Origin of the sequence: Pseudomonas sp. MPB03 (genome assembly GCF_046605385.1) — a bacterium.
In the GTDB taxonomy this organism is placed as follows: domain Bacteria; phylum Pseudomonadota; class Gammaproteobacteria; order Pseudomonadales; family Pseudomonadaceae; genus Aquipseudomonas; species Aquipseudomonas zanjanensis.
The window spans coordinates 3,181,054-3,202,152 of the sequence record NZ_CP176770.1; the positions used below are offsets into that span (position 1 = coordinate 3,181,054).

The following is a 21,099-nucleotide window of genomic DNA, read 5'->3' on the forward strand; positions in this document are numbered from 1 at the left end:
GCCTCACTCTTTATCCGTGCGATGGCCCGGCAGCAGGCTGCTCAATACCTGCTTGGCGGTCTCCACCACGATGCCTCGCTCGTTCGGGTCGCCCTGGAGCAGGGTCGAGGCAAACTTCTTGGCCTGTTCCAGCTTGATGTGCGGTGGCAGCGGCGGCACGTCGGGGTCGGTGCGAAATTCGATCAGCACCGGACGATCCGCCGCCAGCGCGGTTTCCCAGGCCGTGGCCACGTCGTCTTCGTGCAACACGAGGATGCCCTTCAAGCCAATGGATTCGGCAAACAGGTGGTAGGGCACGTCGGGAATGTCCTGGGAGGCTTCGAATTTTGGATCGCCCTCCATCACCCGTTGTTCCCATGTCACCTGGTTCAAGTCCCGATTGTTGAACACTGCACAGATCCAGGTGCCGTTGGCCCAGGTGCGCCAGTATTTGGCGACGGTGATCAGCTCGGCCATGTTGTTCATCTGCATGGCACCATCGCCTACCAGGGCGATCACTGGCCGCTGCGGGTGGCAGAACTTCGCCGCGATGGCGTAGGGCACGGCGGCGCCCATTGACGCCAGGCCACCCGACAGCGAACACATCATGCCGCGCCGGATCTTCAGGTCGCGGGCGTACCAATTGGCGCAGGAGCCCGAATCGCAGGTGATGATGGCCTGCTCTGGCAGTCGCGGCGACAGCTCGAAGGTGACTCGCTGCGGGTTGATCGGTTTGGCGGCTACCAAGGCGCGTTTTTCCAGGGTGCGCTCCCAGCGTTCCCGCCAATGCTCGATTTTCTTGCGCCAGTTGCGGTCGGTTTTTTCTTCGATCAGCGGCAGCAGGGCGCGCAAGGTATCGACGCTGTCGCCGTGCAGGCTGACTTCCATGGGATACCGCAGGCTGAGCATGTCCGCTTGAATGTCGATCTGCACGCCCCGGGCCTGGCCTTCAGGGGGCAGGAACTCGGCGTAGGGGAAGCCGGAGCCGATCATCAGCAGCGTGTCGCAGCCGGCCATCAGGTTGTCGCTGGGCTCGGTGCCGAGCAGGCCGATGGTGCCGGTGACCCAGGGCAGGTCATCGGGCACGGCGGCCTTGCCCAGCAATGCCTTGGCCACACCGGCACCCAGTTTCTCGGCGATGGCGATCACCTCGTCGGTGGCCTGCAGCGCGCCGGCACCGACCAGGATGGCGACTTTCTTGCCGGCATTGAGCACCTCGGCGGCTTTGCGCAAGTCCTCTTCGTAGGGGACGACGCTGGGCTTGCGGTAGCCGACGCCGGAGTGAACGGTCCCGTGCTTGTGGCGCGGCGCGGTGTATTCCATGTCCTGGAGGTCGTTCGGCAGGATCAGCGCCGTGACCCGGCGCTCACCCACCGCCGTACGTACGGCGCGGTCGAGCAGGTGACGCACCTGGGCGGGCACGCTGGCTTGCTGCACGAACGCCCCGGCCACGTCCTTGAACAGGCTGACCAGATCCAGTTCCTGCTGGTAATGCCCGCCCAGCGCGGCGCGGGCCTGCTGGCCGCTGATGGCGAGCACTGGCATGTGGTCCATTCGGGCATCGTAGAGGCCGGTCACCAAGTGGGACGCGCCGGGTCCGGAAGTGGCGATGCAGACCCCCAGTTCGCCGGTGAACTTGGCGTGGGCGCAGGCCATGAACGCGGCCATTTCCTCGTGGCGGGCCTGGATGAAGCGGATCTTTCCCTGGGCGCGGTTCAAGGCGCCAAACACGCCGTTGATGCCATCGCCCGGATAGCCATAGATACGGCGAACCCCCCATTCATAAAGACGTTCCACCAGGAAATCACCGACGGTCATGCTCATGTCTGTCCCTCGTTTCGGGCTGTGGTCGCTCGGCGCGACGTGCAGCGGTTGACGTTCATACAGGACTTGACCGGTGCACGCCGTCCAAGGTTTCGATTTTTTCAACGCCAGGGGCTGTGGCCGGGAGGGCGTGTATCGCAGTGTGTACCGCGCAGGCCCGGATACATCTGCTTGACGAAGGGCCGGGCCGGCGACACAGGCCGGATACACACCGTCGATTAACTACGCCAGCCAGCCGGCCCCGAGCCTCGGTGCCGGTGACTGGCGGATTAATCGTCAATCGTCAGAGGAATACCCCATGCTCAACTTCTCCCGTCATTCATCCCTTGCACTTGGCCTGGCTTTGGTCGGTGGCCTGGGTCTCTCCACGGCGGCGTCGGCCTTGACCATGAACGACCTGGCCCAGGGCTACACCCTGGCCGCCGCCGATACGGTGAAGAAACCCGCCGAAGGCAAGTGCGGCGAAGACAAGTTCGCCAAGACCGATAAAAACCACGATGGCCAGGTCTCGCGGGACGAATTCATCGCCGCCGCGCCGGAACGCGCCGCTGAGTTCGACAAGATCGACGCCAACCACGACGGCGGTATCTCGTTGCCGGAAGCCAAGCAATACCTGTCGGCCCAGGCGAAGACCGCGGAAGGCAAATGTGGCGAAGGCAAGTGCGGGGCGGCTATCGAGTCCTGATTCGCCCCCGGTGGTGAGCCTGATGCGTTGATGCCAGCCCACTGAAGCGGCGTCGAACAAAGGCCCCGTGGCGAGGGAGCTTGCTCCCGCTGGACCGGTCCGACGCTTCGGGCGTAGCAGGCCCAAAAAACTGGGGCCGCTGCGCGACCCAGCGGGAGCAAGCTCCCTCGCCACGGGTATTCGGTTTCCATCATGGGGTTGATCGTTCCATGAGGCTCACCACATCTCGTTTCCCAAGGAGATGTGTCATGTTGAATCTACCCCAACCCTCGGCAGGCCTCGGCCTGCGCCGGGCCTTGCTCGCTGAACTGCGCCAGGCACCGCCCGGGGATTTCGATTTTCTTGAAATCGCTCCGGAAAACTGGATCGGCATCGGCGGCCCCCATGGCGCCGCCTTGCATTCCCTGGCCGAACGTTATCCGTTGACGTGCCATGGCCTGTCGTTGTCCCTCGGTGGGCCGGCGCCGCTGGACCTGGCGTTTCTCGGCCAGGTGCGTGCTTTCCTCGAGCGTTTCAAGGTGCCGTTGTACAGCGAGCACTTGAGCTACTGCGGTGACGAGGGGCATTTGTATGACTTGTTGCCGCTGCCCTTCACCGAGGAAGCGGTCCATCACGTGGCGACGCGGATCCGCCAGGCCCAGGATGTGCTGGGACGCCGCCTGGCGGTGGAAAACGTCTCTTATTACGCCGCCCCCCAACAGGACATGAGCGAGCTGGAATTCACCCGGGCGGTGTTGCGCGAAGCCGATTGCGACCTGTTGCTGGACGTCAATAACGTCTACGTCAACTCGGTCAATCATGGCTTCGATCCCCAGGCATTCCTGGCGGGTCTTGAGCCGGGGCGGGTGGTCGCGATGCATGTGGCCGGGCATTACGACGAGTCCGACACGCTGAAAATCGACAGCCATGGCGCGCCGGTCAAGCCGGTGGTCTGGGCGCTGCTGGCCCAGGCTTATGCACGTTTCGGCGTACAGCCGACCTTGCTCGAACGGGACTTCAACTTCCCGCCTTACGCCGCGCTGGTGGCCGAACTGCAGACGATTCGCCAGTTACAGCACCAGGCCGGCACCTGGCGGGCGGTGGCCCATGGCTGAGGCCCGGCAGACGCTGCATCAGCAGCAACAGGCGCTGACCCGCTACCTGCGCGACCCGGATCACTTCCCGATCCCGTCCGGCATGGACGCGGCGCGGGCCCAGGTATATCGCGACCTGATCTTCGAGAACATGCGTGCGCTGCTCAGCGGCACCTTCCCCGTGTTGGTGAACCTGCTGGGACAGGACCCCTGGCGTGCCTGCGTGCGCCGATTCCTGCATGAACATCGCTGTGCCACGCCCAAGTTCGGTGAAATCGCCGAGGAATTCGTTGGCTATCTTGCAGACCATCCCTCGCCGGACTGGCCGCCGTTCGTGGCGGAGCTGGCGCACTACGAGTGGGTCGAGATGGCGCTGCTGCAATCCGAGGCCGAGCCGTTGCCGGCCCATGACGAGGCGTCCTTGCTCGGCTCGCCACTGCGTGTCTCGCCCTTGGCCTGGCCGCTGGCGTACCAATGGCCGGTGCATCGCCTGGCGCCGAGTTATCAGCCCTCGACACCACCGGCGCAGCCGACGCTGCTGCTGGTGCGGCGAACGCCTGGGTTCGAGGTGCGTTTTTCCGAACTCAGCCCGTTGGCCTGGCGGCTTTTGCAGCGCATCGAGGCCTATCCAGGGTTGACGGGGCGAGGGCAGCTGCTGGCGCTGGCGCGGGAGGCGGGGGTGGATTCGGCAGAATTCATGGACAGCGCGGTGGCGCTGTTGCGGCGGATGCAGGAGGAAGGGGTTGTTGGCGTACAGCCACACCTCGCCAATTAACCCCGAACCCTTGTGGGAGCGAGCTTGCTCGCGATGACGGTACATCAGTCACTGTTGAAGTCGACTGACCCACTGCCATCGCGAGCAAGCTCGCTCCCACAAAGTTTTTTTCAGGCCTTGTTTCGGCGATGCAGCCCAGCCCCCAGCACCGCATCCACACTCAACTTCCCAGCCCCTTGCAACAGCAACGGCAGCAAGGCCACCAGGTAGATCAGCGGCAGCTTGAAGTTGCCGTGTCCCTTGTTGGTAATCGCATAACCCTGGGCCAGCTCGCTCAAGCTCGACCAGTCCGCCGGCCAGTGCACCGCAGCGGTCGCCACCACGGTGACGACGATCAGCACCAGGGCCCAGAGGCGGGTACCCAGGCCGATCAACAGGGCGATGGCACCGATCAGCTCGGCCCACATCGCCAGTTCCCAGTTCCATTGGGCCGGCACATGGTTGAACGGGAACGGGAAGGCAGACTGGATCTCGGCGAACCAGTTCGCGCCGTTCCATTTCTCCAGACCGGATTCGAAGAACTCCCAGGCCAGGAACAGGCGCAGGCCCAGCGGCGCCAGCCATGCCCCGAGGTTCTCGAGCGGGGTATGCAGTGTTTTCAAGGTACTTGCGTACATGATCGATCTCCCTTGGCTCAAACCGCGTGTTGCGGCCGTTGGCGCCGCTGGGTGGCCTGGGCCAGCTTGCCCACCAGGCGGACGGCGGTGGCGGCGCAGATCAGGCCGAAGGGCAGCACGTACCAGTCGCTCATGGGGATGCGTTTGAAGTTGGAATAGGCAAAGATCGCCGCCAGCACCCACATGCCGGTGACATGCAGGCGCTTCCAGGCCTTGAAACCGATCAGGCGCGTGGTGCTTTTGAACGAGGTCAGCGCCAGCAGCAGGATGAACACATAGCCCACGGTACCGGGCACGTTGCCGAGGGTGGTGCGGCCGGGCCAGAACTCGGTATTGAGCTGGCCGTAGGTGTAAATCAGCACGGCGTGGACCAGGTGGGAAAAGGCAAAGGCCAGTCCGATGAAGCGCCGTTCACGCACCAGCGCCCGGCTCAGGGGCGAGGGCACCAGCACCGCGAATGCCGAGGCGGTAAAGGCCAGCAGGAACAGGATGAACGACGAACGCGCCGTGGCGCGAATGGCGCTGCGCACGCCTTCGGTCAGGTCCGGGTTGAGTATCAGGATCAACCCGGTCATCAACAGCACCAGGGCGGCGAGCAGGCTGAACAGCGACCAGCCTTGGTAACGAAAGGGGGATGCGGTAGGGGTAGGCATGTGAAGGCTCCTTGGATGTCGACGGCCCGGTCGTGATAGTCGCCGGGGATGGGAGGGAGTCTTTCAAGCCGGTGTAAGCGGGGTGTGTCCGCGGCGCAGCATTGTGCAAGTTCGTGTATGCCGATCATCCGCAGACACACTGGCATACAAACCGCTATCGCGAGCAAGCTCGCTCCCACAGGGGAACAGGGCAAGGCACCCCTATTTGCAGCGCCCCAGAACAGTGTGGGAGCGAGCCTGCTCGCGAATGCGTCAGGTCAGTTGAATGAATGCTGGCTGACACACCGCAATCGCGAGCAAGCTCGCTCCCACAGGGGAGTTTGGGTGAGGCACCCCTATTTGCATCGCCCCAGAACCGTGTGGGGCAGTGTCAGCTTGTGAGCGCCAGGCGCAATTCGGCGCAGAGGCCGCCGCCGTCGCGGTTGCTCAGGGTCAGTGAGCCGCCCATGGCGATCGCCAGTTGCTGGGCGATGGCCAAGCCCAGGCCGGTGCCGCCGGTCTCCCGGTTGCGCGAGCTTTCCACCCGGTAGAACGGCTTGAGCACTTCGGCCAGTTCCTGCTCGCTGATCCCGGGGCCACGGTCCAGTACCTGGATCGCCAATTGCCCGTTGTCGGCCGGTTGCACCTGGATCTGCGCCGCGCCGCCGAATTTCAAGGCGTTGTCCACCAGGTTGATCAGTACCCGCCGCAGGGCATGGGGACGGGTGTCGATGACGGCGGCGTTTTTTCCGGACAGTTGCACGTCCTTGCCGGTGTCCTGGTAGTCGAACACCAGGCTGTCGAGGAACGCGTCCAGGCTGATCCGGCAACTGGCCTCGGTGGCGCCGTGGATGCTGCGGGCATAGGCCACGCCTTCACGCACCAGGTGCTCCATTTCGCTCAAGTCGCTCCACAGCTTGTCCCTTTCGATCCCTTCGTCCATGAATTCGGCGCGCAGCTTCATGCGCGTGATGGGGGTCTGCAAGTCATGGGAAATCGCCGCCAGCAACTGCATGCGCTCCTTGAGGTAGGCGGCGATGCGGTCTTGCATGGCATTAAAGGCCTTGGCCGCATGCACCACTTCGGTCGGGCCTTTTTCGTCCAGGCGCACACTATGGGCGTTCGGGTCGAGGGTTTCCACCGCCTGGGCCAGTCGGGTCAAGGGACCTACGGCGATGCGCACGGCCAGCCAGGTGCAGCCGATCAACAGGGCCAACTGCCCCAGCAACACCATTGGCAGCCAAGGGGAGAGGGGCGCCATCGCCGGGCGTACGTCGATGGTCAGCGGGCTGCCGTCCCCCAGGCGCAGGTGCGCCTGATAGTGCATGTTCGGCCCGGGAATCTGCTTGAAGGTCAGGCCATAGGCCTGGCCGATGGCTTCCTGGATCGAACTGACCGAGATCGGCGCGTCGGCCAGGTCCATCGGTTGGCCGGGCTGGCCTTCGTCGAGCAAATAGCCATAGTTGCGCCGGGCGAGTTTCGGTAGCCAGGCCTGGCGTTCGGCGGCAGGCAGGCGGTCGAGAATCGCCACGGAGGTCGAGACGTCGGTCTCCAGGTTGCCGAGCATGGTCGACTTGGCGCTCTGGTAGCGCTCGTAGTACTGGACGCCGAAAGACAGGCCCTGGGCCAGGATCAGGCCGATCAGGAAGATCAGCGACAGCCTCGAGGCCAGGGTCCGCGGCCAGCGCAGCGGCAGGTTCATACCGACGCCTCGAGGATCTCCACCGGCAGCGAGAACACGTAGCCTTCGCTGCGCACGGTCTTGATGTAGGCCGGTTCCCGGGCGTCGTCCAGCAGGCGCTGGCGCAGGCGGCTGACCAGTAGATCGATGGAGCGATCGAACAGATCGGCGTCCCGGCCCTGGGTGAGGTTAAGCAGCTGGTCGCGGTTGAGCACCCGTTGCGGATGATCGAGGAACACCCGCAACAACCGATACTCGGCGCCGCTCAAGGCAACCATGGTGCCGTCGGTGTCCAGCAGGTGGCGGGCGGTGGTGTCCAGGCGCCAGCGTCCGAACGCCAGCAGGCGACCGCTTTCGGTGACCACCAGGTTGGGCGGCAACATGCGGGTACGGCGTAGCACGGCGTTGATCCGCGCCAGCAGCTCCCGGGCGGCGAACGGCTTGACCAGGTAATCGTCGGCGCCCATTTCCAGGCCGATGATGCGGTCGGTTTCGTCGTTGCGGGCGGTGAGCATCAGCACCGGCGTGGCCTTGTGCTTGCCGGCACGCAATTCCCGGCACAGCACCAGGCCGTCGTCGCCGGGCATCATGATGTCCAGCACGATCAGGTCCACCGGGGTGGTTTCGAGGAAGGCGCGCATCTGCCGGCCATCGGCGACAACGGTGGTGCGCAGGCCATTCTTCTTCAGGTAGTTGCCAACCAACTCTCTGATCTCGCGATCGTCATCCACTATCAGCACGTGATCGACATGATCCATGGTGTCCCGCTCCTCGGCGTTTCGTTGTGAGCAGTCTACAGGCCCCGGCCAGCCCGGCTCGCGGCGGTTTGTATTGCAGTGTATCTGGCGCCTGACGGATACACAGCGATGCAAAAAGCCACCGGGCTCGATACAGACGCGATACCTGCGGGGCATTCAATGGCATCCATCGAGGCACACAACAGGCCTCGGCAGATAAACCCCCATTGAATCGAGGAATCGCCATGAACACCAAAGCCGTCTACGCCGCCTGCCTTTTTGCCGCGCTGAACATCTGCACCCTGTCGGCCCGGGCCGAAAGCAACGTGCAACCGCACACCTACACCTACGGCAGCCACCTGGACATCCAGAAGGTGCTTTCCCTCACCGAAGACACCGAGCCGACCTGCGGCGTGGTCAACGCCCACATGACCTACCTGGATTCGACAGGCCACCAGCAGGCGCTGGACTATCGCAAGTTTTCCGATCACTGCAGCAACCAGAACTGACCTGCTTTGTGGCGAGGGAGCTTGCTCCCGCTGGGGCGTAGGAACTGTGTAGGAGCTGTCGAGTGCAACGAGGCTGCGATCTTAAGGACACTTGAATCTCAAGCGAAAGATCAAAAGATCGCAGCCTTCGGCAGCTCCTACACAAGCCCAGCGGGAGCAAGCTCCCTCGCCACAGGGTCTATGTAGGCCTTTTATTTTGAGGTGTTGCCATGCTTCTGATCGCTTTTCTCGGCGGGATCCTCACGATCCTCAGCCCCTGCATTCTTCCGGTGGTGCCGTTTCTGTTCGCCCGGGCCAATCGCTCCCGCAGCTCGGTGCTGCTGACCCTCGGCGGCATGGTGTTGACGTTCGCCCTGGTCTCCAGCCTGGCGGTGGTCAGCAGCGAATGGGTGGTGCGCGCTAGCAGCGTCGGTCGGCAAGTCGCCTTGGTGGTGATGGGGGTGTTCGCCCTGTCGTTGATCTTCAGCCGGGTTGGCACCTGGCTGGCGCGGCCACTGGTCAACCTGGGCAATCGCTTGGACGCCGGGGCCGGGCGGATGGCCGGGCCGGTGGGGTCGGTGCTGATCGGCGTTGCAACCGGGTTGCTTTGGGCTCCGTGCGCCGGGCCGATACTCGGGGTGATCCTGACCGGCGCCATGCTGCAAGGCGCCAGCGCGCAAACCAGCCTGTTGCTGCTCGCTTACGGCCTGGGCAGTGCCTTGTCCCTGGGCACGCTGATCCTGGCCGGGCGTGGTCTGGTCGGGCGCCTGAAGCTCTCGCTGCCGATGACCGCCTGGCTGCGCCGTGGAACGGGGCTGGCGGTGTTGCTGGCGGCCGTGGCGATTGGCACTGGGACGGATGACCGCTTGTTGGCGGCGACTTCCTCCCAACAGTCCACCAGCCTGGAAAAAAGCCTGCTGGAGAACGTGCCCAAGGCCATCGACTACGTGGTGAGCAAGGCCGGCGCCAGTGCCATGCCGCCCCTTGAATCCCAGGGCGCCATGCCTTCACTGGACGGCGCGGTGCAATGGCTGAACTCGCCGCCGCTGAGCAGCGAGTCGCTGCGGGGCAAGGTGGTGCTGGTGGACTTCTGGACCTACGACTGCATCAACTGCCAGCACACCTTGCCCTATGTGAACGGCTGGGCGAAGAAGTATGAAAAGGATGGGCTGGTGGTGATCGGCGTCCACACCCCGGAATACGGCTACGAGAAGATCATCAATAACGTCCGCGAGCAGGTGCGCAAGCTGGACATCCACTATCCGGTGGCGATCGACAATCAGTATGCGATCTGGCGCGCCTTCAACAATCAATACTGGCCGGCCCATTACCTCATCGATGCCAAGGGGCAGGTGCGCTACAGCCATTTTGGTGAAGGGCGTTATGGCGAGCAGGAGCAGGTGATCCAGCAGTTGTTGGAGGAAGCGAAGGTTAGCGGAATTGCTAACTAAAACGTTTAATTTCAATGGATTGAGATTGTTTTCTCTAGTTGTTTCTAGTTAGGTGCGCCACTTGTGGACCAATGTCGCAGATGGCGAAGGCACCCCCTGTGGCGAGGGAGCTTGCTCCCGCTGGGCTGCGAAGCGGCCCCAAAAAGCCACGACGGACCCGGCGTGTCAGGCAAATACAGGGGGGCCGCTGCGCGGCCCAGCGGGAGCAAGCTCCCTCGCCACAGATTGCATGCGGATTCGAGAATGGCCTGCGAATGCTGGCCCCTTGCTCATTTGCAGAGAGGCAAACTTCTTTCCTTTCAGAAAGTTGGGCGACAAACCTATGCGTATTTCTATGTGGGTCGTAGCGACGTTTCTCTTGGCCGCCGTCTCGCTCGAGGCCCAGGCCAAGGCGCTGACGCAGAACCAGCAGTCAGTGTGCCGCTGGGGTTCGGACATCGCGGCGGGGGCGCAGGCGTCGAAGCTGTCTGGCGTCAGCCTGTACGGCGCACGCAAGAAGCTGCAGGTGCGCAAGTTTCCCCGGCCCTGGATGCGCATGACCGCCCTGGGCATTACCGAGCAGACCTACAACAGCGCTTCGCGTCTCAAACCCGCGGCGGTCAAGCAGACCTACTACGAGCAATGTGTCCGTCATGAGCTGGCGCGCCGCTAGGTGCTCAGGCGGGGCTGCGGCCTGGCATTTCGATGCCATGTTGATGCACCCGTCGATACAGGGTCGCCCGGGAAATGCCCAGGGCCCGGGCGGCGGCGGTGGGTTTCCAGCGGTGGCGCACCAACGCATCGAGCAACGCCTGGCGTTCCGGGCTGGCGCTCGGCTCCGGCCCCTGATCGGCGACGTCCGCGCTGTGCAATGACTCGGGCAAGTGGCTGAGCTGGATCACGCTGGCTTCGCACACCGCGCAGGCATAGCGCAGCACATGGCGCAACTGGCGGACATTGCCCGGCCAGTGATAGCCGAGCAGGGATTCCAGGGCGGCGCCGCTCAACTGCACGGTTCCCCCGCACAATGCCGACTCCTCGGCAAGGATCCGATTGATCAGCGCCAGCCGGTCGCTGCGGTCACGTAACGGCGGTAACTGGAAACGCGCACCGCCGAGACGGAAATACAAATCCTCGCGAAACTCGCCGGCGGCCACCAGCGTCTCCAGGTCGCGGTGGGTGGCGCAGATCACCTGAATGTCGACGGCCTTGCGGCGGGATGCGCCCAGCGGCGCCACTTCACCCTCGGCCAGTACCCGCAGCAGGCGGGTTTGCAAGGCCAGCGGCATGTCGCCGATCTCATCCAGGAACAAGGTGCCGCCGTCGGCCTGTTGCAACAGGCCCTGCATGCCTTTGGCCGAGGCGCCGGTGAACGCCCCGGCGACGTAGCCGAACAATTCGCTTTCGATCAGGCTTTCGGGAATGGCCGCGCAGTTCAGCGCCACGAAAGGGCGCTCGCGGCGCTGGCTGGCCTGGTGCAACTGGCGAGCGAAGACTTCCTTGCCGGCACCGGTTTCGCCCTGGATCAGCACCGGCAGGTTGCGATCCTTGACCCGCACCGCCAGGCGCAGGCTGTCGGCCAGGCGTGGATCGATTTCCAACGGAGTCATCGCCACCCGCGAACGTGAACTGGCCCGCTGGCGAGGCGCGCTCAAGCGTCCGTGCAGGGCGTGATCGAGCAAGCAGAGGCTTTCGTCCCGGGCACGGTGCAGCCGTTGCTGCTCGAACACCTGGCCGATGTGTTGCGGCACCTGCCCGTACTGTTGCAGCAGGTACTGGCGGGCAGCCGGGTTCAAGGCTTGCAGGCAACCGTCGTCATCCCAGGCGAACAGGAAGTCCGGCTGGCTGTCGACGTAGCCGGGGTTGCGATGGGCCCGCAGCACCCAATAGCCCTGGGCGCTGCTCATGAAAAACGCCTGTTCGATCTCCCTGGCGCTCTGCACCACCATTTGCCGGATCAGGTGCTGCGAGCGGCGATCATCCGGCGAGCGCACCGCCGAGACGTCCAGCACCCCGAGCAATTCACCCTGGGGGTCGAAGACCGGCGCGGCGGAACAGGTCAGGCCAATGAACGCCGCGCGGAAATGGTCGCGCTTGTGCACGGTCACCGGGGCCTTGGCCGTGAGCACCGCCGCCACGCCACACGTGCCTTCTTCGCCCTCCGACCAACAGGTGCCCAGGTATAGCCCGGCCTTGCGGCAGTCATTGCGGATCGAGGTTTCCACCCGGTAGTCGATGGTCTGGCCCTGGGCATCGGTCAGCAGTACGCAATAGTCGGCGTCGCGTACCCGGCCATGGAGGCGGGCCACTTCTTCGCTGGCGATGTTGAGGAACAGCTCGGAGCGCTCGCGGCATTGCTTGAGCACGTCCTGGGAGAGGATGCGCGGGCCCTGCAGCGAACCCGGGTCCAGGTGATGTTGCTCCAAGGAACGGCGCCAGGAGTCGAGGATCAGGTCCGGGACGGGCAATTGTGGCAATTGGTTCGCGTTTTTCACCACGCGGCTGACGCAATCCACGTGCGCCCGGGAGTGAGCGGAAAGCATGCGGCCTCCGATTCAGCTTCTTGTCGTTGTGCGCACATTAAGCGCCGTTCGCCGGGTGCAGACAAGCTCGACGGGTTGTTCGGGCGGTGTGAGACGCCACGTCTCAGCGTCTCGTCCGGACCTCGTGCAGGCTGACATGGGGCGTCTCACCGGGGCTCGGTCCGCTGCTTCGTCAATCATCTCGGGACCGCTCTGGTTCGGCCTTCTTGCAGGTTTTTTTCGCAACTGGCACCGCCCTTGCTCTATGCCTGGAACCCGCCCGACGGGCCTCCAATAATAACAACGAGGTGTCTATGTCTTCCTGCCCAGGCCGTTTGCCCGCACCGTCCACGGTGGCGCCATGAGCCGCCGACCCCTGACCGTGGGCATCATCGCCAATCCCGCCTCGGGCCGCGACGTGCGGCGCCTGACCGCCAATGCCGGGCTGTTTTCCAGTACCGACAAGGTTTCGGTGATCCAGCGCCTGCTGGCCGCGTTCGGCGCCACCGGCATCGAACAGGTGTTGATGCCCACCGACATGATCGGCATGGCCGCCGCCGTGCTGAAAAACAGCCATAGCCGCCAGGCCCGCAGCAGCCACTGGCCGGCCCTGGAATTCCTCGACCTGACCCTGCGCCAGACCGTCGAAGACACCCGCCGGGCCGCGCGCCTGATGGCCGAGCGCGAGGTGGCGCTGATCGCCGTGCTCGGCGGCGATGGCACCCACAAGGCGGTAGCCGCCGAAGTCGGCGACATCCCATTGCTGACCCTGTCCACCGGCACCAACAACGCCTTTCCCGAGCTGCGCGAGGCCACCAGTGCCGGGCTGGCCGGTGGGTTGTACGCCAGCGGCCGGATTCCGGACGCGATCGGTTTGCGCCGCAACAAGCGCTTGCTGGTCTGCGACGCCGGACGTGGCTTGCGCGAAGTCGCCCTGGTGGACGTCGCCGTATCGCCGCTGCGTTTTGTCGGCGCCCGGGCCATCAGCCGCGCACAGGACCTGGCCGAAGTCTTTGTAACCTTCGCCGAACCGCAATCCATTGGCCTGTCGGCGTTGTGCGGCTTGTGGTTCCCGGTGTCCCGCCAGGCACCGGGCGGGGCCTGGATGCGCCTGGACCCGCAATCCCCCGAAGCGCTGCTGGTGCCGCTCGCCCCGGGCCTGTTGCAGGGCTGTGGAGTGCTCGCCGCCGGCCCTTTGGAACCCGGCGTCGCCCATGGCTTGTCACTGTCCAGCGGCACCTTGGCCCTGGATGGCGAACGGGAAATCGAATTCAACGCCCACGACCGGCCCACGGTCACCCTCGATGCCGGCGGTCCGCTGAGCATCGACGTCAACGCGGTGCTGGCCTACGCCGCGCAACAACGCTTGTTGGCCATCGGCCGCGAGCACCCGCAACACCCTCTGAATCTTCAAGAAGACACCCCAGGAGAATAAAAATGTCGACACCGCTCACCCACGATCAACTGCTGCACGCCTACCAGGTGATGCGCACCATTCGCGCCTTTGAAGAGCGCCTGCACGTGGAGTTCGCCACGGGCGAGATCCCCGGTTTCGTCCACTTGTATGCCGGCGAAGAAGCGTCGGCCGCCGGTGTCATGGCCCACCTGGGCGATGACGATTGCATCGCCTCCAACCACCGTGGCCACGGCCATTGCATCGCCAAGGGCGTGGACGTCTACGGAATGATGGCCGAGATCTACGGCAAGAAAACCGGCGTCTGCCAGGGCAAGGGCGGCTCGATGCACATCGCCGACTTCGAGAAAGGCATGCTCGGTGCCAACGGCATCGTCGGCGCCGGTGCGCCACTGGTGGTCGGCGCGGCTTTGGCGGCCCGCCTCAAGGGCACCGACAGCGTCGCCGTGGTGTTTTTCGGCGACGGCGGCTCCAACGAAGGCGCGGTGTTCGAAGCCATGAACATGGCCTCGGTGTGGAACCTGCCGTGCCTGTTCATCGCCGAAAACAACGGCTACGCCGAGGCCACCGCTTCCAACTGGTCGGTGGCCTGCGATCACATCGCCGACCGCGCCGCCGGCTTCGGCATGCCCGGCGTGACGGTGGACGGCTTTGACTTCTTCGCCGTGCACGAAGCCGCCGGGGCCGCCGTCGAACGCGCCCGTGCCGGGGAAGGACCGTCGCTGATCGAGGTCAAGCTGACCCGCTACTACGGCCACTTCGAAGGCGACGCCCAGACCTATCGTGCACCGGACGAGGTCAAGCATTTCCGCGAAAACCAGGACTGTCTGATGCAATTCCGCGAGCGCACCACCCGGGCCGGTTTGCTCACCGTCGAGCAGTTGGACCAGATCGACAAGGAAGTGGACCTGCTGATCGAAAACGCCGTGTACAAGGCCAAGTCCGATCCCAAGCCCTCTGCAGCGGACCTGTTGACCGACGTCTACGTCAGCTATCCCTGAACGCCCTCCTAAAACAAGAACAGAGAATTTCATCATGGCGAGAAAAATCAGCTATCAGCAGGCAATCAACGAAGCCCTGGCCCAGGAAATGCGCCGCGACGCCAGCGTGTTCATCATGGGCGAGGACGTGGCCGGTGGCGCCGGCGCCCCCGGTGAAAACGACGCCTGGGGCGGCGTACTCGGAGTGACCAAGGGCCTATACGACCAGTTCCCCGGGCGCGTGCTGGACACGCCACTGTCGGAAATCGGTTACGTCGGCGCGGCGGTCGGCGCGGCTACCTGCGGCGTGCGCCCGGTGTGCGAACTGATGTTCGTCGACTTCGCCGGGTGCTGCCTGGACCAGATCCTCAACCAGGCGGCGAAGTTTCGCTATATGTTCGGCGGCAAGGCCTCCACACCCCTGGTGATCCGCACCATGGTCGGCGCCGGCCTGCGCGCCGCCGCCCAGCATTCACAGATGCTCACGTCGTTGTGGACGCACATCCCGGGACTGAAAGTGGTCTGCCCATCATCGCCCTACGACGCCAAGGGCCTGCTGATCCAGGCAATCCGCGACAACGACCCGGTGATCTTCTGCGAGCACAAGTTGCTCTACAGCATGCAGGGCGAAGTGCCGGAAGAGCTCTACACCGTACCGTTCGGCGAGGCCAACTTCCTGCGCGACGGCAAGGACATCACCCTGGTCTCCTACGGACGGCTGGTCAACACCGCGATGGACGCGGCGCGCAACCTGGCCGGGCGCGGCATCGACTGCGAAGTGATCGACCTGCGCACCACCAGCCCGCTGGACGAGGACAGCATCCTGGAAAGTGTCGAGAAGACCGGGCGCCTGGTGGTGATCGACGAGGCCAACCCACGCTGTTCCATGGCCACCGACATCTCGGCGCTGGTGGCGCAAAAAGCCTTTGGCGCGCTCAAGGCGCCGATCGAAATGGTCACCGCGCCCCATACGCCGGTGCCGTTCTCCGACTCCCTGGAAGACCTGTACATCCCTGACGCGGCGAAGATCGAACAAGCCGTGCTCAACGTGATCGAGTGGAGCAAGCGCTGATGAGCCAGATTCATACCTTGACCATGCCCAAGTGGGGCCTGTCGATGACCGAGGGCCGGGTCGATGCCTGGCTCAAGGAAGAGGGGCAGGCCATCACCAAGGGCGAGGAAGTGATGGACGTCGAGACGGACAAGATTTCCAGCAGCGTCGAGGCGCCGTTTTCTGGAATCCTGCGCCGGCAGATCGCCCGCCAGGACGAAACCCTGGCGGTCGGCGCCTTGCTCGGCATCGTCGTCGAAGGCGAGGCCAGCGACGCCGAGATTGACGCGGTCATCGAGCAGTTCCAATCCAACTTCGTGCCCGGCGACGCGGCTGATGAGGACAGTGGTCCGAAACCACAGAAAGTCGAGCTGGACGGCCGGGTGATCCGCTATTTCGAGCGCGGCGAGGGCGGTACGCCGCTGGTGCTGGTGCACGGCTTTGGCGGCGACTTGAACAACTGGCTGTTCAACCATGAAGCCCTGGCGGCCGGGCGACGGGTCATTGCCCTGGACCTGCCGGGCCATGGCGAATCGTCGAAAACCCTGCAACGCGGCGATTTGGACGAGCTGAGCGGCGTGGTGCTGGCCTTGCTCGATCACCTGGACATCAACGCCGTGCACCTGGTGGGGCATTCCATGGGCGGGGCGGTGTCGCTGAACGCTGCGCGCCTGATGCCCCAGCGGATACGCTCCCTGACCTTGATCGGCAGTGCCGGCCTGGGTGCGCAGATCAACGGCAGCTACCTGCAAGGGTTCGTCGAAGCGGCCAACCGCAACGCCCTCAAGCCGCAGCTGGTGCAACTGTTCTCCAATGCCGAGCTGGTCAACCGCCAGATGCTCGACGACATGCTCAAGTACAAGCGCCTGGAAGGTGTGGACGCGGCGCTGCAGCAATTGTCAGCGACGTTGTTCGCCGACGGTCGCCAGCAGGCGGACCTGCGGGAAGTGGTGCAGGCGGGCCACGTGCCGACCCTGGTGATCTGGGGCAGCGACGACGCAATCATCCCGGCGTCTCACGCCGAAGGGTTATCAGCGCGGGTCGAGGTGCTGTCGGGCCAAGGCCATATGGTGCAGATGGAAGCGGCCGAGCAGGTCAATCGGCTGATCAACGGGTTCATCGGACAGTACTGAACAAGCGGGCGGCGATTGCATCGTCGCCCTATAAAAAATTCTGGAGGCAACGCTATGAAGGTTTCTATCAAGCCGACCCGCAGCATGCGCGCCGCCGTCTGGCATGGCCGCAACGACATCCGCGTCGAAAACGTGCCACTGCCGGTTTCGCCCCCCGCCGGTTGGGTGCAGATCCGCGTGCAATGGTGCGGCATCTGCGGCTCCGACTTGCACGAGTACGTGGCCGGGCCGGTGTTCATCCCGGTGGACGCGCCGCACCCGCTGACCGGGATCAAAGGCCAGTGCATCCTTGGCCACGAGTTCTGCGGCGAGATCGTCGAACTGGGCGCCGGCGTCGAAGGTTTCAGTGTCGGCGAGCCGGTGGCGGCGGACGCCTGCCAGCACTGCGGCACTTGCTACTACTGCACCCATGGGCTCTACAACATTTGCGAGAACCTGGCGTTCACCGGGTTGATGAACAACGGTGCGTTCGCGGAGCTGGTCAATGTCCCGGCGAACCTGCTCTACAAACTACCGGCTGATTTCCCCGCCGAGGCCGGTGCGTTGATCGAGCCACTGGCGGTGGGCATGCATGCGGTGAAAAAGGCCGGCAGCCTGCTGGGCCAGAACGTCGTGGTGGTGGGCGCCGGGACCATCGGCTTGTGCACGATCATGTGCGCCAAGGCGGCTGGTGCAGCCCAGGTGATTGCTTTGGAAATGTCCGGCGCACGCAAGGCCAAGGCCTTGGAAGTCGGGGCCAGCCATGTGATCGATCCGAATGAATGCGACGCCTTGGCTGAAGTTCGGCGCCTGACGGGTGGCCTGGGTGCCGATGTCAGCTTCGAATGCATTGGCAACAAGCACACCGCCAAGCTGGCCATCGACCTGATCCGCAAGGCCGGCAAATGCGTGTTGGTGGGGATTTTCGAGGAACCGAGCGAGTTCAACTTCTTTGAGCTGGTCTCCACGGAGAAGCAAGTGCTGGGCGCGCTGGCCTACAACGGTGAGTTCGCCGACGTGATTGCCTTCATCGCCGACGGACGCCTGGACATCTCGCCGCTGGTGACCGGGCGCATCCAGTTGGAAGAGATCGTCGGGCAGGGCTTCGAGGAGTTGGTGAACAACAAGGAGCACAACGTGAAGATAATCGTGTCTCCCGCACGGATCTGAGGGCGCCCGGGTGGGCGATTTGGCGATGGCCGGCAGCGGCCATCGCTTCTTTTTTACGTGTAGTTCAGGTGTAGGCCAGCAGGCGGCCGCAGAGTATGACCACGAGCCATAGGACTATGGAGACCAATGCCTGGGCCTTGGCCAGGCCGGGTGCCTTATGGCCGGTGTTCCATTGCTGGACGGAGCGGTAGGTGCCAACGTGGAACAGCAGGGCGTTAAGGCCCGCTGCCGCGATCAGGTACAGCTTGAGGATGAAGACGTTGTTGCCGGCAAAGTCATGGGGGTGAGCACTGAACATCAGCAACCCCGCAGGCACGATCAGCAGCAGGGCCGCAATCGCCCAGGGCAGCAAGTGGCGGGCCAGGGCGGTCACGGCGATGCCCTTGGACAGCCCGAGCACGCGCAGGTCGAACATCACCACCGCGCCCACCAATATCGAAAAGCCGATGATGTGCACCACTTCCACCAGCGGATAGAGCCACAGCTCGCTGCGCATGGCCAATGCCAGGGACGAATCGCCCAGTTGGTCCATCCAGCCTTGGGGCGCGCCTGCCGGGGAGGCCTGCATCAGCGCAACTCGGTGGTCTTGCCGTTGATGGTGATGCGTTCGGCGCGCAATTCGTCGGGTTTGTTGCGGTTTGCATAGCCGACCACGGTGGCACTGTTACCTGCTTTGAGCATGTCCTTGCCCAGCCCGCGATTCTCCATGCGTGACGGCGGGGCCAGCACGACGGTCCAGGTTTTGTCGGTGGTTTGCAGGCGCACGTAGCCATGGGGATGGGAATAGCCGGCTTCCTTTATCGTGCCTTCGAGCGTCAGGGGATTGCTGGCGTCGTATTCGCTCCAGCCGTGGTGGGCGAGTGCCGCCGTGGTGATCAGCATCAACACCAAACCGATGCTACGAAGAATGACATTCATGGCAAGGTCTCCTTTGAGGGGGGGGCGGATCAATTTGGCAGGTATTCGCGCCAGACCCGCCGTTCATCCAATTGAAGCAGTTGTTCCTCGTCGTTGCGAAACGGCCGGTCGCAGTCGAGAAAAAACTCATCAAGTTGTGGCGGCGCGACGTGGGTGGCGCTGAGCATGCCGTGGACCTGTCCACGATGATGGATCTGATGCTCGAACAGGTGCAACAGCAGCCGGTCGATTCGTTCACGCACCACACCGTCGACGCGCACCAGATCGACAGAGCGGACCAGGTCTTGCTCCCGCAGGGCTTCGCAGAACGCCACCAGTTGCTGGTCGGTCTGGGTCTGGTTGTGCATCAGGTGGGCAAAGGCCAGGGTTTCGGAGAAGTCCTTGATCTGGCCGTCACGGTCGCCTTCCAGGGCGGTGAGGTAATAGCGGTCCACTTCCAGGATGTGGCAGAGCGTGGCTTGGATGGACGGGAAGAATCCCGTGCGCGGCGCCGCGTAGTCGGCCTCGCTCAACTGCGCGCAGGCGCCGAGCAACCTGTGGTTGGCCCATCGATTGTTCAGGGCCTGGGCCAGGAAATAGTTCATGGGAAGCCTCTCATGTCCGCCACAAATCCTGTGGGAGCGAGCTTGCTCGCGATAAGGTCTGCACATCCAGCATAGCCGGCTCAGACAGATCGCTATCGCGAGCAAGCTCGCTCCCACAGGTTGAGTCGCATGGGCTCACTCTTGTGTATTCATTGCAAATCCCTGTGGGAGCGAGCTTGCTCGCGATGAGGTCGGCACATCCAGCATAGCCGGCTCAGACAGATCGCTATCGCGAGCAGGCTCGCTCCCACAGGTTGAGTCGCATGGGCTCATTCTTGTGTGTTCACCGCAAATCCCTGTGGGAGCGAGCTTGCTCGCGATGAGGTCGGCACATCCAGCATAGCCGGCTCAGGCAGACCGCTTTCGCGAGCAAGCTCGCTCCCACAGGGGGATCCTCAGATGCCTTGCGGGGTAGGTCAGGCCTTAAAGCCCCACATCCGGCAACACCGGCCGATTGGCCAGGGCCTTGGCCATGATCTGCTCCACATACACCCGGTCCGCGTCCGGCAGGGCCAGGCGCGGTGGGCGGGTGAGGGCGCTGCCGCGGCCGGCGATGGCTTCGCACAGCTTGATGCATTGCACCAGGTCGGCCCGGGCGTCCAGGTGCAGGATCGGCATCAGCCATTCGTAGATCGGCATCGCTTCGGCGAACCGTCCGGCGCGGGCCAGGCGGAAAATGGTCTCGCCTTCCTGGGGGAACACGTTGGACATGCCCGAGACCCAACCTTCGGCGCCCACGGCAAGGCTTTCCAGCACCACGTCGTCGAGACCGGCGAACAGCACGAAGCGATCGCCGACTTCATTGCGCACGTCGATGAAGCGCCGGGTGTCGCCGGAGGAGTCCTTGAAACACACGACGTTGTCGCAATCGGCCAGGGAAATCAAAATGTCCGGCGTCACGTCATTCTTGTAGATCGGCGGGTTGTTGTAGACCATCAGCGGCACGTCGGCATGGCGGGCCACGTAGCGGAAATGCTCGGCGGTCTCGAAGGGCTTGGAGCCGTAGACCAGCGCTGGCATCAGCATCACCCCGTCGACACCGACCTTGCGCACCGCATTGGCAACCTTGGCGGCCTGCACGCTGGTGAACTCGGCCACGCCGCAGATCACCGGCACCCGGCCCCGGGAGGCGTCCACCGCGACTTCGGTCACGGCGATTTTTTCCTCGGCGCTCAGGGAGGTGTTTTCCCCCACCGACCCGCAGACCACCAGGCCGGAAACGCCATCGCGAATGACGTTGGAAATCACTTGGTGGGTTTTTTCCAGGTTGATGGAAAAGTCATCGTTGAATTGGGTGGTGACGGCAGGGAAGACGCCGCTCCAGTTGATGCGTTTGCTCATGGGTTGTCTCCGTTTTTGATAGTGCTTTTGTGGCGAGGGAGCTTGCTCCCGCTGGGTCGCGAAGCGGCCCCCAGGATCTGACTGAC

Annotated in this window: 21 protein-coding genes; 11 read left to right on the forward strand and 10 right to left on the reverse strand. The window is 63.9% G+C overall.

Translation table 11 applies throughout. From position 1 onward, the window contains the following. Nucleotides 1–3: 3 nt before the first annotated feature. On the reverse strand, nucleotides 4–1,803 hold the full coding sequence (locus tag ACLH0I_RS14030) for a thiamine pyrophosphate-requiring protein (protein WP_411387401.1): 1,800 nt from the start codon (nucleotides 1,801–1,803) through the stop codon (nucleotides 4–6). Nucleotides 1,804–2,101: 298 nt separating this feature from the next. Between ACLH0I_RS14030 and ACLH0I_RS14035 the strand changes: the two genes are divergently transcribed. From ACLH0I_RS14035 to ACLH0I_RS14045, 3 genes are all read left to right on the forward strand, one after another. Next, the gene (locus ACLH0I_RS14035; protein WP_072404447.1) at nucleotides 2,102–2,488 is read left to right on the forward strand and encodes an EF-hand domain-containing protein; all 387 of its coding nucleotides are present in this window, start codon (nucleotides 2,102–2,104) and stop codon (nucleotides 2,486–2,488) included. Nucleotides 2,489–2,736: 248 nt separating this feature from the next. Further along, nucleotides 2,737–3,582, forward strand: coding sequence for a DUF692 domain-containing protein (locus ACLH0I_RS14040; protein WP_411387402.1), 846 nt, complete (start codon nucleotides 2,737–2,739; stop codon nucleotides 3,580–3,582). Further along, nucleotides 3,575–4,336: a DUF2063 domain-containing protein gene (locus tag ACLH0I_RS14045; RefSeq protein WP_411387403.1), complete on the forward strand. Its 762-nt coding sequence runs from the start codon at nucleotides 3,575–3,577 to the stop codon at nucleotides 4,334–4,336. The genes ACLH0I_RS14040 and ACLH0I_RS14045 overlap by 8 nt, the downstream gene beginning before the upstream one ends. Before the next feature lie 110 nt (nucleotides 4,337–4,446). On the opposite strand, the gene ACLH0I_RS14050 is transcribed toward ACLH0I_RS14045, so the two are convergent. The 4 genes from ACLH0I_RS14050 to ACLH0I_RS14065 form a co-directional block, all read right to left on the reverse strand. Next, nucleotides 4,447–4,953: a DoxX family protein gene (locus tag ACLH0I_RS14050; protein WP_411387404.1), complete on the reverse strand. Its 507-nt coding sequence runs from the start codon at nucleotides 4,951–4,953 to the stop codon at nucleotides 4,447–4,449. A gap of 17 nt (nucleotides 4,954–4,970) precedes the next feature. After that, nucleotides 4,971–5,606 carry a ferric reductase-like transmembrane domain-containing protein gene (locus ACLH0I_RS14055; RefSeq protein ID WP_411387405.1) on the reverse strand — a complete coding sequence of 212 codons (636 nt, stop codon included), beginning with the start codon at nucleotides 5,604–5,606 and terminating at the stop codon, nucleotides 4,971–4,973. A gap of 370 nt (nucleotides 5,607–5,976) precedes the next feature. After that, nucleotides 5,977–7,287 carry an ATP-binding protein gene (locus tag ACLH0I_RS14060; RefSeq protein ID WP_411387406.1) on the reverse strand — a complete coding sequence of 437 codons (1,311 nt, stop codon included), beginning with the start codon at nucleotides 7,285–7,287 and terminating at the stop codon, nucleotides 5,977–5,979. Beyond that, complete coding sequence (locus tag ACLH0I_RS14065) at nucleotides 7,284–8,024, reverse strand: response regulator (RefSeq protein ID WP_003202589.1); 741 nt, start codon at nucleotides 8,022–8,024, stop codon at nucleotides 7,284–7,286. The genes ACLH0I_RS14060 and ACLH0I_RS14065 overlap by 4 nt, the downstream gene beginning before the upstream one ends. A gap of 224 nt (nucleotides 8,025–8,248) precedes the next feature. Between ACLH0I_RS14065 and ACLH0I_RS14070 the strand changes: the two genes are divergently transcribed. The 3 genes from ACLH0I_RS14070 to ACLH0I_RS14080 all read left to right on the forward strand — a co-directional run bounded on the left by ACLH0I_RS14070 (nucleotide 8,249) and on the right by ACLH0I_RS14080 (nucleotide 10,594). Continuing rightward, entirely contained in the window at nucleotides 8,249–8,512 is a 264-nt protein-coding gene (locus ACLH0I_RS14070; protein WP_250963200.1) for a DUF2790 domain-containing protein, read from the forward strand. A gap of 209 nt (nucleotides 8,513–8,721) precedes the next feature. Continuing rightward, complete coding sequence (locus tag ACLH0I_RS14075) at nucleotides 8,722–9,942, forward strand: cytochrome c biogenesis protein DipZ (RefSeq protein ID WP_411387407.1); 1,221 nt, start codon at nucleotides 8,722–8,724, stop codon at nucleotides 9,940–9,942. A 322-nt stretch (nucleotides 9,943–10,264) separates the two neighbouring features. Further along, nucleotides 10,265–10,594 carry a hypothetical protein gene (locus tag ACLH0I_RS14080; protein WP_250963198.1) on the forward strand — a complete coding sequence of 110 codons (330 nt, stop codon included), beginning with the start codon at nucleotides 10,265–10,267 and terminating at the stop codon, nucleotides 10,592–10,594. Between the two features lie 4 nt (nucleotides 10,595–10,598). Here ACLH0I_RS14080 and ACLH0I_RS14085 read toward each other — a convergent pair whose 3' ends face one another. Then, nucleotides 10,599–12,464, reverse strand: a complete 1,866-nt coding sequence (locus ACLH0I_RS14085) for a sigma-54-dependent Fis family transcriptional regulator (RefSeq protein WP_411387408.1) — start codon at nucleotides 12,462–12,464, stop codon at nucleotides 10,599–10,601. Between the two features lie 340 nt (nucleotides 12,465–12,804). Between ACLH0I_RS14085 and ACLH0I_RS14090 the strand changes: the two genes are divergently transcribed. The 5 genes from ACLH0I_RS14090 (at nucleotide 12,805) to ACLH0I_RS14110 (ending at nucleotide 18,170) form a co-directional block, all read left to right on the forward strand. Then, on the forward strand, nucleotides 12,805–13,878 hold the full coding sequence (locus tag ACLH0I_RS14090; RefSeq protein ID WP_411387409.1) for an ATP-NAD kinase family protein: 1,074 nt from the start codon (nucleotides 12,805–12,807) through the stop codon (nucleotides 13,876–13,878). Nucleotides 13,879–13,880: 2 nt separating this feature from the next. Then, nucleotides 13,881–14,858: a thiamine pyrophosphate-dependent dehydrogenase E1 component subunit alpha gene (locus ACLH0I_RS14095; protein WP_053119650.1), complete on the forward strand. Its 978-nt coding sequence runs from the start codon at nucleotides 13,881–13,883 to the stop codon at nucleotides 14,856–14,858. Between the two features lie 34 nt (nucleotides 14,859–14,892). Further along, nucleotides 14,893–15,909, forward strand: a complete 1,017-nt coding sequence (locus tag ACLH0I_RS14100) for an alpha-ketoacid dehydrogenase subunit beta (RefSeq protein ID WP_250963194.1) — start codon at nucleotides 14,893–14,895, stop codon at nucleotides 15,907–15,909. After that, the gene (locus tag ACLH0I_RS14105; RefSeq protein ID WP_411387410.1) at nucleotides 15,909–17,021 is read left to right on the forward strand and encodes an acetoin dehydrogenase dihydrolipoyllysine-residue acetyltransferase subunit; all 1,113 of its coding nucleotides are present in this window, start codon (nucleotides 15,909–15,911) and stop codon (nucleotides 17,019–17,021) included. The genes ACLH0I_RS14100 and ACLH0I_RS14105 overlap by 1 nt, the downstream gene beginning before the upstream one ends. Nucleotides 17,022–17,105: 84 nt before the next feature. Beyond that, nucleotides 17,106–18,170 carry a 2,3-butanediol dehydrogenase gene (locus tag ACLH0I_RS14110; RefSeq protein ID WP_411387501.1) on the forward strand — a complete coding sequence of 355 codons (1,065 nt, stop codon included), beginning with the start codon at nucleotides 17,106–17,108 and terminating at the stop codon, nucleotides 18,168–18,170. A gap of 64 nt (nucleotides 18,171–18,234) precedes the next feature. Here the strand turns inward: ACLH0I_RS14110 and ACLH0I_RS14115 are convergent, their stop codons facing one another. The 4 genes from ACLH0I_RS14115 to ACLH0I_RS14130 all read right to left on the reverse strand — a co-directional run bounded on the left by ACLH0I_RS14115 (nucleotide 18,235) and on the right by ACLH0I_RS14130 (nucleotide 21,013). Then, entirely contained in the window at nucleotides 18,235–18,738 is a 504-nt protein-coding gene (locus tag ACLH0I_RS14115) for a DUF6644 family protein (RefSeq protein WP_411387411.1), read from the reverse strand. Next, nucleotides 18,738–19,088 carry a DUF6152 family protein gene (locus ACLH0I_RS14120; protein ID WP_411387412.1) on the reverse strand — a complete coding sequence of 117 codons (351 nt, stop codon included), beginning with the start codon at nucleotides 19,086–19,088 and terminating at the stop codon, nucleotides 18,738–18,740. Before ACLH0I_RS14120 ends, ACLH0I_RS14115 begins: the two co-directional genes overlap by 1 nt. A 29-nt stretch (nucleotides 19,089–19,117) precedes the next feature. Beyond that, on the reverse strand, nucleotides 19,118–19,672 hold the full coding sequence (locus tag ACLH0I_RS14125; RefSeq protein WP_411387413.1) for a DinB family protein: 555 nt from the start codon (nucleotides 19,670–19,672) through the stop codon (nucleotides 19,118–19,120). A 423-nt stretch (nucleotides 19,673–20,095) separates the two neighbouring features. Further along, complete coding sequence (locus tag ACLH0I_RS14130) at nucleotides 20,096–21,013, reverse strand: dihydrodipicolinate synthase family protein (RefSeq protein WP_186704937.1); 918 nt, start codon at nucleotides 21,011–21,013, stop codon at nucleotides 20,096–20,098. Between the last annotated feature and the right edge of the window lie 86 nt (nucleotides 21,014–21,099).